This is a genomic window from Variovorax davisae (assembly GCF_030316845.1).
GTDB classification, from domain to species: Bacteria; Pseudomonadota; Gammaproteobacteria; order Burkholderiales; family Burkholderiaceae_C; genus Variovorax; species Variovorax davisae.
On sequence record NZ_JASZYS010000016.1, the window covers coordinates 12,457 to 25,804 of the forward strand.

General features: G+C 69.2%; 11 protein-coding genes. 2 read left to right on the forward strand and 9 right to left on the reverse strand.

Translation table 11 applies throughout. The annotated features are described in order from the left end of the window. Positions 1-77: 77 nt before the first annotated feature. From QTI33_RS28615 to glpD, 6 genes are read right to left on the reverse strand one after another with little or no spacing between them, the layout of a single operon-like run. Complete coding sequence (locus tag QTI33_RS28615; protein ID WP_286509823.1) at positions 78-386, reverse strand: DUF2160 domain-containing protein; 309 nt, start codon at positions 384-386, stop codon at positions 78-80. Between the two features lie 17 nt (positions 387-403). Continuing rightward, the gene (locus tag QTI33_RS28620) at positions 404-1,216 is read right to left on the reverse strand and encodes a carbohydrate ABC transporter permease (protein ID WP_286509825.1); all 813 of its coding nucleotides are present in this window, start codon (positions 1,214-1,216) and stop codon (positions 404-406) included. Further along, positions 1,213-2,103: a carbohydrate ABC transporter permease gene (locus QTI33_RS28625; RefSeq protein ID WP_286509826.1), complete on the reverse strand. Its 891-nt coding sequence runs from the start codon at positions 2,101-2,103 to the stop codon at positions 1,213-1,215. Before QTI33_RS28625 ends, QTI33_RS28620 begins: the two co-directional genes overlap by 4 nt. Further along, positions 2,100-3,170: an ABC transporter ATP-binding protein gene (locus QTI33_RS28630; protein WP_286509827.1), complete on the reverse strand. Its 1,071-nt coding sequence runs from the start codon at positions 3,168-3,170 to the stop codon at positions 2,100-2,102. Before QTI33_RS28630 ends, QTI33_RS28625 begins: the two co-directional genes overlap by 4 nt. 1 nt (position 3,171) lies before the next feature. Beyond that, entirely contained in the window at positions 3,172-4,248 is a 1,077-nt protein-coding gene (locus QTI33_RS28635) for an ABC transporter ATP-binding protein (RefSeq protein WP_286509828.1), read from the reverse strand. Beyond that, positions 4,239-5,903, reverse strand: a complete 1,665-nt coding sequence (gene glpD / locus QTI33_RS28640; protein ID WP_286509829.1) for a glycerol-3-phosphate dehydrogenase — start codon at positions 5,901-5,903, stop codon at positions 4,239-4,241. The genes QTI33_RS28635 and glpD overlap by 10 nt, the downstream gene beginning before the upstream one ends. 97 nt (positions 5,904-6,000) lie before the next feature. On the opposite strand from glpD, the gene QTI33_RS28645 reads away from it, so the two are divergent. Both QTI33_RS28645 and glpK read left to right on the forward strand, forming a co-directional pair. After that, on the forward strand, positions 6,001-6,771 hold the full coding sequence (locus tag QTI33_RS28645) for a DeoR/GlpR family DNA-binding transcription regulator (protein WP_286509830.1): 771 nt from the start codon (positions 6,001-6,003) through the stop codon (positions 6,769-6,771). Positions 6,772-6,783: 12 nt separating this feature from the next. Beyond that, the gene (gene glpK, locus QTI33_RS28650; protein ID WP_286509831.1) at positions 6,784-8,277 is read left to right on the forward strand and encodes a glycerol kinase GlpK; all 1,494 of its coding nucleotides are present in this window, start codon (positions 6,784-6,786) and stop codon (positions 8,275-8,277) included. Between the two features lie 15 nt (positions 8,278-8,292). On the opposite strand, the gene QTI33_RS28655 is transcribed toward glpK, so the two are convergent. The 3 genes from QTI33_RS28655 to QTI33_RS28665 all read right to left on the reverse strand — a co-directional run bounded on the left by QTI33_RS28655 (position 8,293) and on the right by QTI33_RS28665 (position 13,269). Next, on the reverse strand, positions 8,293-9,249 hold the full coding sequence (locus QTI33_RS28655) for an alpha-E domain-containing protein (RefSeq protein WP_286367684.1): 957 nt from the start codon (positions 9,247-9,249) through the stop codon (positions 8,293-8,295). A 34-nt stretch (positions 9,250-9,283) separates the two neighbouring features. Further along, positions 9,284-10,777 (reverse strand): circularly permuted type 2 ATP-grasp protein, encoded by a 1,494-nt coding sequence (locus tag QTI33_RS28660; protein ID WP_286509833.1) that lies wholly within the window; start codon positions 10,775-10,777, stop codon positions 9,284-9,286. Positions 10,778-10,863: 86 nt separating this feature from the next. Next, complete coding sequence (locus tag QTI33_RS28665) at positions 10,864-13,269, reverse strand: DNA internalization-related competence protein ComEC/Rec2 (protein ID WP_286510026.1); 2,406 nt, start codon at positions 13,267-13,269, stop codon at positions 10,864-10,866. Positions 13,270-13,348 lie beyond the last annotated feature (79 nt).

A 13,348-nucleotide genomic window follows, 5' to 3' on the forward strand; every position in this document is an offset into this window, starting at 1 on the left:
CTCCTCGATGGCGCTTCCCGGTTCTTGCAGAGCCGGCTCCGGGAAAGCGGAAGAGCCGGTCCGTGGAAAGGATGGGGTCAGCCCTTGCGCATCACCAGCGCGAGCACGCCCATTGAAACGACGAAGCTGATCCAGATCGAGGGCTCGGCCTCCAGGCCCATCCACTCCTGGAGCCGGCCGGCGATGCCGATGAAGATCAGGTTGATGTAGGCCGCGACGAGGAGGCCGATGAAGAGCCGGTCGCCGCGCGTGGTCTCCAGCGGCAGCCAGCCGCGCCGCAAGGTGGTGGGGGACTTGAGCTCCCACACGGTCATGCCGACCAGCATCAGCGCGATGCAGCTGAAGAAGATCGCCACCGGCAGGGTCCAGACCATCCAATCGAACATGGTGTTCTCCTCGGTTCTCAGACGCGGCCCATGGCGAAGCCCTTGGCGATGTAGTGCCGCACGAACCAGATCACGATCGCGCCCGGCACGATGGTCAGCACGCCGGCCGCCGCCAGCGTGGCCCAGTCCATGCCCGAGGCGCTGACGGTTCGGGTCATGGTCGCGACGATGGGCTTGGCGTTCACGCTGGTCAGGGTGCGCGCCAGCAGCAGCTCGACCCAGCTGAACATGAAACAGAAGAAGGCCGCGACGCCGACGCCGGCCTTGATCAGCGGCAGGAAGATGGTGAGGAAGAATCTCGGGAACGAGTAGCCGTCGATGTAGGCCGTCTCGTCGATCTCGCGCGGGATGCCGCTCATGAAGCCTTCCAGGATCCAGACCGCCAGCGGCACATTGAACAGCAGGTGCGCCAGCGCCACGCCGAGGTGCGTGTCCATCAGCCCGACGGTCGAATAGAGCTGGAAGAACGGCAGCAGGAACACGGCCGGCGGCGTCATGCGGTTGGTCAGCAGCCAGAAGAAGACATGCTTGTCGCCGAGGAAGGAATAGCGCGAGAAGGCATAGGCCGCCGGCAGCGCGACGGTGAGCGAGATCACGGTGTTGATGGCGACGTAGATCAGGCTGTTGATGTACCCCGAGTACCACGACTCGTCGGTGAAGATGCGCCGGTAGTTCTCCCAGGTGAGCTGCTGCGGAAAGAACGAGAAGCTCGACAGGATCTCCTCGTTGGTCTTGAAGCTCATGTTGACCATCCAGTAGATGGGCAGCAGCGCGAAGACGAGGTAGAGCACCAGGAACAGAGTGCGCTTCTGGAGGCGGTCTTCGTTCATTTTTCCTCCTCGACGTCCAGCGTGCCGACACGCAGCATCCAGTTGTAGAGCACGAAGCACAGCAGCAGGATGATCAGGAAATAGATCAGCGAGAACGCCGCCGCCGGCCCCAGGTCGAACTGCCCCACCGCCTTCTGCGTGAGGTACTGGCTCAGGAAAGTGGTGGCATTGCCGGGCCCGCCGCCCGTGAGGACGAAGGGCTCGGTGTAGATCATGAAGCTGTCCATGAAGCGCAGCAGCACGGCGATCACCAGCACGCCGCGCATCTTCGGCAGCTGGATGTAGCGGAACACGGCGAACTTGCTGGCGCCGTCGATGCGCGCCGCCTGGTAGTAGGCATCGGGGATCGAGCGCAGGCCCGCGAAGCACAGCAGCGCGACCAGCGGCGTCCAGTGCCAGACGTCCATCAACAGCACGGTCAGCCAGGCATCCCGGGCATTGCCGGTGTAGCTGTAGTCGATGCCCATCTTCTGCAGCGTGTAGCCGAACAGGCCGATGTCGGCCCGGCCGAAGATCTGCCAGATGGTGCCGACGACGTTCCAGGGAATCAGCAGCGAGAGCGCGACGATCACCAGCACGGCGGACGCCTTCCAGCCGGTGGCCGGCATCGACAGTGCGAGCAGGATGCCCAGCGGGATCTCGACCACCAGCACCGCGATCGAGAACCCGAGCTGCCGCCACAGCGCCGCGTGCAGCTCGTCGTCGCGCATCACGGCGGCGAACCACTCGGTGCCGACGAACACGCGCCGCTCGGGCGAGATGATGTCCTGCACCGAGTAGTTGACGACCGTCATCAGCGGCACGATGGCGGAGAAGGCCACGCACAGCAGCACCGGCAGCACCAGCCACCAGGCCTTCTGGTTGAGGGGCTTGTTGGATCCGTTCATGCCACCAGCTCCTCGTCGCGATAGAAGCAGCTCTTGGCGCCAAGGACCTTCAGCCAGACCGTGTCACCGGGCGCCGGCACCACGGCCGCGGAGGCGAGCCTGGCCTTCAGGGCGCTGCCGTTGACCTGCGCGGTCAGCATCAGATGGGTGCCCACGTCCTGCAGCTGCGTCAGCGTCGCGGGTACGGCGCCCGGCGTGCGGGGCTCGACCAGCGTGACGTACTCGGGCCGGATGCCCAGCTTGAGCGCGCCCTCGGGCAACTCGCGCGTGGCCGCGAGCCGCGTGCCTGCGATGTCGAGCATGCCGCCCGCGCTGTCCACCGGCAGGAAGTTCATGCCCGGCGAACCGATGAAGTGGCCGACGAAGGTGTGGGCCGGGCGCTCGAACAGGGCCTCGGCGCTGCCGATCTGCACCGCCTTGCCGCGCGTCATCACCACCACCTCTTCGGCGAAGGTGAGCGCCTCGACCTGGTCGTGCGTGACGTAGATCAGCGTCAGCTTGAGCTCGCGATGGATCTGCTTGAGCTTGCGACGCAGCTGCCACTTGAGGTGCGGGTCGATCACGGTCAGCGGCTCGTCGAAGAGAACCGCCGAGACGTCGCTGCGCACCAGCCCGCGACCGAGCGAGATCTTCTGCTTGGCGTCGGCCGCCAGGCCGGCCGCGCGCTGGTTGAGCTGGCCGCTCATGTCGAGCATCTCGGCGATCTCGCCGACCCGCTTGCGGATCTGCTCGGCCGGCACGTTGCGGTTGCGCAGCGGGAAGGCCAGGTTCTGCGCCACGGTCATCGTGTCGTAGATCACCGGGAACTGGAACACCTGGGCGATGTTGCGCTGCTGCGGGGTCTCGAGCGTGACGTCGCGGCCGTTGAACTTGACGCTGCCCTTCGACGGCGCCAGCAGGCCCGAGATGATGTTGAGCATCGTGGTCTTGCCGCAGCCCGAGGGCCCGAGCAGGGCATAGGCGCCGCCGTCGCGGAAGCTCATGCGCAGCGGCAGCAGCGCATAGTCGCTGTCCTGCGTCGGATTGGCGCGGTAGGCATGGGCGAGGTCGAGGTCGATGCGTGCCATGTCAGCCTTTCGGACGGCGCCAGTCCGGCGCCACGACGAGCCGCTCGCCGCCGTCGAACACATAGGCCTGCGGCGCGTGGAAGTACAGCGTGACGGCCGCGCCGAGATCGAAGCGGTGCACGCCGGTCAGCTGGGCGACCAGTTCACCCACCAGGGTCTCGACGTGGACGAAGGTGTCGGAGCCCGAGATCTCGGCCAGCTCGACCTTGCCCGGCAGCGCGATGCCGCCCTCGCCCGCCTGCACGTCGAGCGCGCTGGCGCGCACGCCGACCGTGACCGCGCCGTCGACACCGGCCGGCAGCGCCAGCGGCAGCAGCGGCCCGCCCTCGATCTGGACGCCTTCGGCGACCACGCGGCCGGCCATCAGGTTCATCGGCGGATCGCTGAAGGCGCGCGCCACGCGCAGCGACTGCGGCGCATGGAAGACCTCGGCGGTCGGGCCGTACTGCAGCAGTTCGCCGGCATCCATCACGGCCGTGTAGCCGCCGAGCAGCAGCGCCTCGCCGGGCTCGGTGGTGGCGTAGATGACGGTCGAGTCGCCGCTCGCGAAGAGCTGCGTGAGTTCTTCGCGCAGCCCCTCGCGCAGCTTGTAGTCGAGATTGACCAGGGGCTCGTCGAGCAGCATCAGGGGGGCGTTCTTGGCCAGCGCGCGCGCCAGCGCCACGCGCTGCTGCTGGCCGCCCGACAGCTCGGCCGGATAGCGGTCGAGGAACATCCCGATGTGCAGCTTGTCGGCCAGTTCGCGCACCCGCGCCTCGACGTTCTTCTCGCCGCGCAGCTTGAGCGGCGAGCCGATGTTGTCGGCCACCCTGAGCGACGGGTAGTTGATGAATTGCTGGTAGACCATCGCCACGTTGCGCTGGCGCACCGGCACGCCGGTCACGTCCTGCCCGTCGACCAGGACCTTGCCTTCGGTCGGCGCGTCGAGTCCGGCCATCAGGCGCATCAGGCTGGTCTTGCCGGCCTGCGTCGCGCCCAGCAGTACCGTCACCGCGCCGCTGTGGGGCGCGATGCTCTGCGCGTAGAGCCAGGTCTGCGGACCCGACTTCTTGGTGACGCGGTCCAGTGTCAGCTGCATGGGGCTCCTTCCTTCGAACGGGCGTGGCGCTGCATCCAGGCGCCCACCTGGTCGCGCTGCTGCGGCGTGAAGCGCAGGCCGAGCTTCGAGCGGCGCCAGAGCACGTCGTCGCCGCTGCAGGCCCACTCCTGGTCGTGCAGGTAGTGCAGTTCGCGCTCGTGCAGGCCGGGGGCCACGGCCGGCCCCAGGTCGGCCATCGAGGCGGCGTCGCCCAGCACTTCGGCGATCCGGGCGCCGTAGGCCCGCGCCAGGCGGCGCGCCAGCCCGGGCTCGAGCCAGGGGTGCCGCGCCTGCACGGCCGCCACGAAGCGTTCGAAGTCGTCGTCGGGGCGCGTGCTGCGGGTGGTGGCGCCGATCCAGTCGGCGAGGTCGCCGCCGGCCATGAAGGCGCCCTCGGTCCAGGCGCTGCGGGTTTCGCCCAGCATACGCCCGACCTCGTCGGCGGCGTCCTCGGCCAGCTTGCGGAAGGTGGTGATCTTGCCGCCCCAGACCGACAGCAGCGGCGCCGCCGCGGTGTTCGATTCGAGCATGTAGTCGCGCGTCACGGCCGACGGGTCGCCCGAGGCATCGTCGAGCAGCGGCCGCACGCCGGAATAGGTCCAGACCACGTCCGACGGCTTCACGGGCTGCGCGAAGTAACGGCTGGCCTGCTCGCACAGGTAGTCGATCTCGTCGGCGCCGATGCGCGCCGCGCCCGGGTCGTCGCCCTGCAGCTCGATGTCGGTGGTGCCGATCAGCGTGAAGTCGCCCTGGTAGGGAATCGCGAAGATGATCCGCTTGTCGGGGTTCTGGAAGATGTAGGCATGGTCGTGGCCGAAGACGCGCGGCACCACGATGTGGCTGCCCTTGACCAGCCGCAGGTGCCGGGTCGCCAGCGCCTCGCCCTGCGCCGAGTGCGCCACGCCGCGCAGGAAGGCCTCGGCCCAGGGGCCGGCGGCATTCACCACGGCGCGGGCACGCACCGTGCGCCGGCCGTCGGGGCCTTCGAGCACCGCGGTCCAGCCTTCGGCACCGCGCTGCGCGCTCGCGCAACGGGTGCGGGTCAACACCTCGGCGCCGCGGGCGCGGGCGTCGATCGCGTTCAGCACCACCAGCCGCGCATCGTCGACCCAGCCATCGGAATAGACGAAGCCGCGCTTGAAGGCGGGCTTGAGCGGTGCACCGGCCTCGTGGCGGCGCAGGTCGACGGTGCGCGAGCCCGGCAGCACCTCGCGCTTGGCCAGGTGGTCGTACAGGAACAGGCCGATGCGGATCATCCAGGCCGGCCGCATCGAGGGGTCGTGCGGCATCACGAAGCGCAGCGGCCACATGATGTGCGGCGCGCTCTTGAGCAGCACCTCGCGCTCCTGCAGCGCCTTGCGCACCAGCGAGAACTCGTAGTACTCGAGGTAGCGCAGGCCGCCGTGGATCAGCTTGGTCGACGAGGACGAGGTGTGGGCCGCAAGGTCGTCCTTCTCGCACAGCACGACCCGCCAGCCGCGGCCCGCGAGGTCGCGCGCGATGCCGCAGCCGTTGATGCCGCCGCCGACGATCAGCACGTCGCAGTCGGTGGCGAGCGGGGTCTGTGGCGAGGCGGTGGCACTCACGGCGAGAGGTTCCGATCCGATGTGACTTAGTTCACGATCAAGGGGCTTTTCGCTTTCGAATCTTTTCATTCTGGTTCCTTATGACGCGATTTTCCTAGTCGTTAACCCTAAAGTCCATTCGTTTTTGTTCGTTCTAAAGTAGGACGCGCCGCTTTCCTCTTTTCCCGTGAATTCCAACCCGCGCCAGCTCAAGCTTCTCAACACCGTCCGCTCGCGCGGCTCGATCACGGTCGAGCAGCTCGCCGACATGCTCGGCGTCACGCTCCAGACGGTGCGCCGCGACGTCCAGCGGTTGGCCGACGAAGGCCTGCTGGCCCGCTTCCACGGCGGCGTGCGGGTGCCGAGCTCGACCACCGAGAACATCGGCTACCAGCAGCGCGAGACGCTGCACGCCGAGGGCAAGGCGCGGATCGCGCGCGCGGTGGCGGCCCGGGTGCCCAACGACTGCTCGCTGATCCTCAACATCGGCACCACGACCGAGGCGATCGCCAAGGCGCTGCTGCGCCATACCGGGCTTCGGGTGATCACCAACAACCTCAACGTGGCCAGCATCCTGAGCGACAACCCGGCCTGCGAGGTGATCGTGGCGGGCGGCTCGGTGCGGCTGCGCGACCGCGCCATCGTGGGCGAGGCGACGGTCGACTTCATCCGCCAGTTCAAGGTCGACATCGCGCTGATCGGCGTCTCGAGCATCGAGGACGACGGCACCTTGCGCGACTTCGACCTGCGCGAGGTGAAGGTGGCGCAGACCATCATCGCCCAGGCGCGTGAAGTCTGGCTGGCGGCCGACGCCAGCAAGTTCAACCGGCCGGCGATGATCGAGCTGGCGAAGCTCTCGCAGATCGACTGCCTGTTCACCGACGCCGCGCCGCCGCCGCCTTTTCCCGAATTGCTGGAGCGCGCACAGGTACGCTGCGAGATCGCGCGCGACACCTGAAGGATTCTTGCCATGACCTACCTGCTGGCCCTCGACCAGGGCACTTCCAGTTCCCGCAGCATCGTGTTCGACGCCGAAGGCCGCATCGTCGCCATCGCGCAGCGCGAGCTGACCCAGATCTACCCGCGTCCCGGCTGGGTCGAGCACGACCCGATGGAGATCTGGAACGGCCAGCTCGCCACGGCGCGCGAGGTGCTGGACAAGGCCGGGCTGCAGCCGGCCGACATCCATGCCGTGGGCATCACGAACCAGCGCGAGACCACGCTGCTGTGGGACCGCAAGACCGGCCAGCCGGTGCATCACGCGATCGTCTGGCAGGACCGTCGCGCCGAGCCGCTGTGCGCCCAGCTGCGCGCCGACGGCATGGCCGACGCGATCCGCGAGAAGACCGGGCTGGTGATCGACGCCTACTTCTCGGGCACCAAGCTGCGCTGGCTGCTCGACAACTTGCCGGGCGCTCGGGCCGCGGCCGAACGCGGGGAGCTGGCCTTCGGCACCGTCGACAGCTGGCTCATGTGGCAGCTCACCGGCGGCAAGGTGCACGTGACCGATGTCAGCAATGCCTCGCGCACGATGCTGTTCAACGTCCACGCCAACCAATGGGATGCCGAGTTGCTGAAGGCGCTCGACATCCCGGCCTCGCTGATGCCCGACGTCAAGCCGTCGAGCGCGCATTTCGCCGACATCGATGCCGCCCTGCTCGGACGCAGCCTGCCGATCGGCGGGGTCGCGGGGGACCAGCAGAGCGCCCTCTTCGGCCAGGCCTGCTTCGAGGCCGGCATGGCCAAGAACACCTACGGCACCGGCTGCTTCATGCTGATGCACACGGGCGGCGCCTTCCAGCCCTCGCACAACGGCCTGCTGGTGACCAGCGCGGCGCAAACCGGCGCCACGCCGCAGTTCGCAATGGAGGGCAGCGTCTTCGTCGGCGGCGCGGTGGTGCAATGGCTGCGCGACGGCCTCAAGGCGATCCCCGGCAGCGCCCATGTGCAGGCGCTGGCCGAAAGCGTGCCCGATGCCGGCGGCGTGATGATGGTGCCCGCCTTCACCGGGCTCGGCGCGCCCTACTGGGATGCCGACGCGCGCGGCACCATCACCGGCCTGACGCGGGGCACCACGGTCGCCCACATCGCGCGCGCGGCGCTGGAGAGCATCGCCTACCAGAGCGCCGCGCTGCTGCAGGCCATGAGCCGCGACGCGGTCGCCGCCGGCGGCATGCCGGTGGCCGAACTGCGAGTCGACGGCGGGGCCTGCGTGAACGACCTGCTGATGCAGTTCCAGGCCGACCTGCTGGGGATTCCGGTGGTGCGGCCCGAGGTCACCGAGACCACGGCGCTCGGCGCCGCCTATCTCGCGGGGCTGTCGACCGGGGTCTATGCCGACGTCGCCCAGCTGTCGAAGCTATGGCGCATCGAGCGGCGCTTCATGCCGACCTTGAGCCGCGCCAAGGCCGAGGAGGCGATGGCAAGGTGGGAGCTGGCGGTGCGGCGGGCGACGCTCGTGTGAGGGCGGGCGGCTTGCTCAGTGCCCCGGCACCAGAAAGTCCTGGCTGATCCGCCATCCCAGCTCGTTCACCCGGTCGAGGAACTGCGTCAGGTAGGCATGGAGGCCGGTCGCGAGGATCTCGTCGACCCGCGCGTACTGCAGGTCGGCCAGCAGCTTGCCGGCGCGGCGCTGCGTTTCGGCGCTCTGCTCGTTCTTGACCATGTCGAGGTTGCTCACCACCTCGCGCAGGCTGGCGTGCAGCGAGCGCGGCATGTCGGCGCGCAGGATCAGCAGCTCGGCCACGCGTTCGGGCTTGATCACGTCGCGGTACACCTTGCGGTAGACCTCGAAGGCCGAGACGCTGCGCAGGATCGCGCTCCAGTGGTAGAAGTCGTACTCCTGGTCCTCCTCGGTGGCGGTGCCGAAGAACTCGCTGTTGAGCGCATGGAACTTGACGTCGACCAGCCGCGCCGTGTTGTCGGCCCGCTCGAGAAAGGTGCCCAGGCGCGAGAAGTAGAAGGCCTCGTCCTGCAGCATGGTGCCCAGCGTCACGCCGCGCGACAGGTGCGAGCGGAACTTGACCCACTCGAAGAACTGGCCCGGGTCGCGCTCGAAGTCGCCCGCGCGCAGCATCCGGTTGACTTCGAGCCAGGTCGTGTTCTGGGTCTCCCAGGCCTCGGTCGGCAGCGAGCCGCGCACCGCGCGCGCGTTCTCGCGCGCCGCGCGCAGGCAGGACAGGATCGACGACGGATTCGACTCGTCCTTGACCATGAACTCCATCACCTCGTCGGGCTTGAAGCCCTCGTGCTTCTCGTTGTAGAGCGGCAGCAGTTCGCTGATCGACAGCAGGCCCTGCCAGCCGTACTGCGCGACCTCGGCCGACTGCGGCAGCATCGAGGTCTGGTAGTTGACGTCGAGCATGCGCGCGGTGTTCTCGGCCCGCTCGGTGTAGCGCGACATCCAGTAGAGGTGATCGGCGGTGCGTGACAACATCATGGGTGTGCTTCCGTGTGCTCTCTTCTTTTGATCAGGACTGGCTTTGCGACTGCGCCGGTGCGCGCGGCTTGGCGCTTCGGTCGGCCTCGAGGATCCAGGTGTCCTTGGTGCCGCCGCCCTGCGACGAGTTGACCACCAGCGAGCCCTCCTTGAGCGCCACGCGCGTGAGGCCGCCCGGCACCATCTGCACTTCCTTGCCCGACAGCACGAAGGGCCGCAGGTCGATGTGGCGCGGCGCGATGCCGGCGTCGACGAAGGTGGGGGAAGTCGACAGGCTCAGGGTCGGCTGCGCGATGTAGCCGTCGGGCTTGGCGAGCACCGCCTTCTTGAAGTCCTCGATCTCGGCCTGGGTCGCGGCCGGGCCGATCAGCATGCCGTAGCCGCCGGCGCCGTGGACCTCCTTGACCACCAGGTCCTTCATGTTGTCGAGCGTGTAGGCCAGCTCGTCCTTGTTGCGGCACATGTAGGTCGGCACGTTCTTGAGGATCGGCTTTTCGCCGAGGTAGAACTCGATCATCTTCGGCACGTAGGGGTAGACCGACTTGTCGTCGGCGACGCCGGTGCCGACCGCGTTGCAGATCACGACGTTGCCTTCGCGGTAGGCCCGCATCAGGCCGGCGGTGCCGAGGGTCGAGGTCGGGCGGAACACCTCGGGGTCGAGGAAGTCGTCGTCGACCCGGCGGTAGATCACGTCGACCCGGCGCGGGCCGCGCGTGGTGCGCATGTAGACGAAGTCGTCCTTGACGAACAGGTCCTGCCCCTCGACCAGCTCGACGCCCATCTGCTGGGCCAGGAAGGCGTGCTCGAAGTAGGCGCTGTTGTACATGCCGGGCGTCAGCACCACCACCGTCGGCTCGGCGGTGGCGGGGGGCGCCGAGGCGCGCAGGGTTTCGAGCAGCAGGTCGGGATAGTGCGCGACCGGCGCGATCCGGTTCTGGCTGAACAGCTCGGGGAACAGCCGCATCATCATCTTGCGGTTCTCGAGCATGTAGCTCACGCCGCTGGGCACGCGCAGGTTGTCCTCGAGCACGTAGTACTCGCCGTTGCCCTGGGCATCGGGGGCGCGCACGATGTCGATGCCCGCGATGTGCGAGTAGATGTCGTTCGGCACCTTGACGCCCACCATCTCGGGCCGGTACTGGGCGTTGTTCAGGATCTGCTCGGCCGGGATCACGCCGGCCTTGATGATCTCCTGCCCGTGGTAGACGTCGTGGATGAAGCGGTTGAGCGCCGTGACGCGCTGGACCAGGCCCTTTTCCATCGAGGCCCATTCGTGCGCCGGGATGATCCGCGGCAGCAGGTCGAAGGGGATCAGGCGCTCGGTGCCGGAGCCGTCCTCGTCCTTCGCGCCATAGACGGCAAAGGTGATGCCCACCCGCCGAAAGATCAATTCGGCTTCCTCGCGCCGCGACCGCATCACCTCGCCGGGTTGCCTGGCGAGCCATTGGTCGTAACGCTTGTAGTGGCTCCGGACCGCCGCGCCGTTGTAGGGCAGCTGTTCGTACATCTCATCGAATTTGTGCATGGGACGACCAATCTCCTTGACCATAGCTTAGCAAGTTCAAGGCCAAACCCGGACGTCGAATGATGGAAATCGCGCCCGCGCGGTGATCAGGGCGGCCGGTGATGCCAGTAGCGCCGACCCTGCTCGCGCTCGCAATGCAGCTGTTGCGGGGTCCCGCTCGCCCAGGTCGCGGCACCGCAGCGCGCCGACTCCGCCAGCCGGATGCCCCGCGCCCGGTAGCGCTCCACCACCTCCCCGGCCGGATGCCCGAAGCGGTTGCGCCAGCCGGCCTGGACCAGCGCGATGCGCGGCTGCACGGCGTCGAGCAGCAGCCCGCTCGACGAGGTCCTGCTGCCGTGGTGCGGGACCAGCAGCAGGTCGGCACGCAGCCCCGGCGTGCGCGCCACCAGCGCCGCCTCCTGCAGCCGCTCGATGTCGCCGGCCAGCAGGGCAGCGACCCGGCCGTTGCCGATGCGCAGCACGCACGAGATCGCATTCGGCTTCGGCGGCGCGAACACGGTGTAGTCGTCGGCCTGGGGGTGCAGCACTTCGAAATCCACGCCGTCCCAGGTCCAACGCTGGCCGGCCTCGCAGCGCCGCGCGGCACGCACCGCCTGCAGCGGATGCCCGGGCTCGATCGAACTCAGCAGCGTCGCCTCCGGCTGCGCCGTGAGCACCGCGGCGACACCGCCGCTGTGGTCGCTGTCGCGGTGGCTCAGCACCACCGCATCGAGCCGCTCGCCGAGCGCGCGCAGCAGCGGCACCAGCACCCGCTGGCCGGCATCGCTCTCCAGGCTGTAGCGCGGACCGGCGTCGTAGAGCAGGCTGTGCGAGGCGGTGCGCACCAGCACCGCATTGCCCTGCCCGATGTCGGCGGCCAGCAGTTCGAACTCTCCCGCCGCCGGGCGCGGCGCCTGCCACAGCAGGGCCGGCAGGAGCAGCGGCAGTCCCAGCATGCGCATCGACCAGGGCAGCCGCATCGCCAGCAGCACGCCGCCCGCCACGCCCGCGATGGCGTTCCACAGCGGCGGTGCCGCCATCGACACGGTCGCGAACGGCAGGCCCGCCAGCCACTCCAGCACGGCCAGCAGCGCCTGGACCGACCCGGCGGCCAGATGCCAGAGCGAAGGCACGGCGACGCCCAGCATCGCCAGCGGCGTCACCACCAGCGTGACCCAGGGGATCGCGATCGCATTCGCCAGCAGGCCGACGGCCGAGACCTGCTGGAACAGCAGCAAAGTGAGCGGCGTCAGCGCCAGCGTCACGACCCACTGTTCGCGCAGCATGCGCAGCAGGCGGGCCGCGATGCCCCGGGGCGCGTCGCCGGGCGCTGCGCCCTCGGCCGCGAACAGCACGCCGACCGCGACGAAGCTGAGCCAGAAGCCGGCCTGCATCAGGGCCCACGGGTCGGCCGCGACCACCACCGCGCAGGCCAGCAGCCAGACGAAGGGCCAGGGCCAGCGCCGGCCCGTGAGGCGAAGAAGCGCGATGGTCGCGAGCATCAGCACCGTGCGCCGCGAAGGCACGCCCCAGCCGCTGAAGACCGCATAGAGGGTGGCGAGCAGCACGCCGCCGACCAGGGCGGCATGCGGGGCCGGCCAGCGCAGCATCAGGACGGCGCTGCGGCGCCAGAGGGCGCCGACGCTCAGCGTGGCGAGCCAGGCGAACATCGTGATGTGCAGGCCCGAGATCGACACCAGGTGGGCTACGCCGGTGGCGCGGAAGACCTCCCAGTCGCTGCGCTCGATGGCGTTCTGGTCGCCGGTGACCAGCGCCGCGATCACGCCCGCCCGGCGTGGCTCGTCGACCTGCTCGAAGATCGCATCGCGCACCGTCTCGCGCAGGCGCTCCACGGGATGGCGCCAAGTCGATGCCAACCGTTCGGGCTGCGGATCGCGCTCACCGTTGCGGACCTGGCCGCTGGCCTGCTCGCCCCGCTCCCACATCCACAGTTCGTGGTCGAAGCCGTGGGGGTTCAGGCTGCCGTGCGGCGCCCGCAGCCGGACCGCCAGGCGCCAGCGTTCGCCCGCATGGACCGGCGCGGCCGGGCCCGCGGGCGGCGCCGCGTCGGCTGCGGACCGGTCCCACAGCCCACTGCCCCGGGCGTACCAGGCCAGCGAGATCCGCGCCGGCACGCGCGGCGGCGCTTCGCCCTCCATCGAACCGGCGGCCCAGCCTGCCGACGCCACCTCGAAGGTGAATCGCGTCACGCCCGCGCCATGCTGGGGCATGGCCGCGACCCGCCCCTCGACCCACAGGTCGCGGCCCTCGACCGCCGCCGGCAAGGCGTCGGCCGCGTACGCCACGGCGCGCCAGCCCGCCAGGCCGCCGCCCGCCATCGCGCCCACCCACAGGGCCAGCGACAGCTGCAGCCCGGCCGGCATCCAGCGGCGCTGCCCGCGCAGCGCAAAGCAGCCGGCGACCGCGACGCCGAGCAGCCCGGCGTAGACGGCGCCATGCCACAGGGCGCCCTGCTGCAGCTGCAGCGCAGCGCCCAGCACCGACCCCGCCATGGCGGCAAAGGCTGCCAGGGCGTGCCGCTCCCGGCCGGACCTCACTCCAGACTTCATGTGCAATTCACTCCCTGCGCAC

Coding starts and splice junctions, on each gene's coding strand:
- QTI33_RS28630 (WP_286509827.1), bottom strand. CDS start 3,170: ATGGCACGCATCGACCTCGACCTCGCCCATGCCTACCGCGCCAATCCG.
- QTI33_RS28635 (WP_286509828.1), bottom strand. CDS start 4,248: ATGCAGCTGACACTGGACCGCGTCACCAAGAAGTCGGGTCCGCAGACC.
- QTI33_RS28620 (WP_286509825.1), bottom strand. CDS start 1,216: ATGAACGAAGACCGCCTCCAGAAGCGCACTCTGTTCCTGGTGCTCTAC.
- QTI33_RS28625 (WP_286509826.1), bottom strand. CDS start 2,103: ATGAACGGATCCAACAAGCCCCTCAACCAGAAGGCCTGGTGGCTGGTG.
- glpK (WP_286509831.1), top strand. CDS start 6,784: ATGACCTACCTGCTGGCCCTCGACCAGGGCACTTCCAGTTCCCGCAGC.
- QTI33_RS28665 (WP_286510026.1), bottom strand. CDS start 13,269: ATGGCGGGGTCGGTGCTGGGCGCTGCGCTGCAGCTGCAGCAGGGCGCC.
- QTI33_RS28660 (WP_286509833.1), bottom strand. CDS start 10,777: ATGCACAAATTCGATGAGATGTACGAACAGCTGCCCTACAACGGCGCG.
- QTI33_RS28655 (WP_286367684.1), bottom strand. CDS start 9,249: ATGTTGTCACGCACCGCCGATCACCTCTACTGGATGTCGCGCTACACC.
- QTI33_RS28615 (WP_286509823.1), bottom strand. CDS start 386: ATGTTCGATTGGATGGTCTGGACCCTGCCGGTGGCGATCTTCTTCAGC.
- glpD (WP_286509829.1), bottom strand. CDS start 5,903: ATGAAAAGATTCGAAAGCGAAAAGCCCCTTGATCGTGAACTAAGTCAC.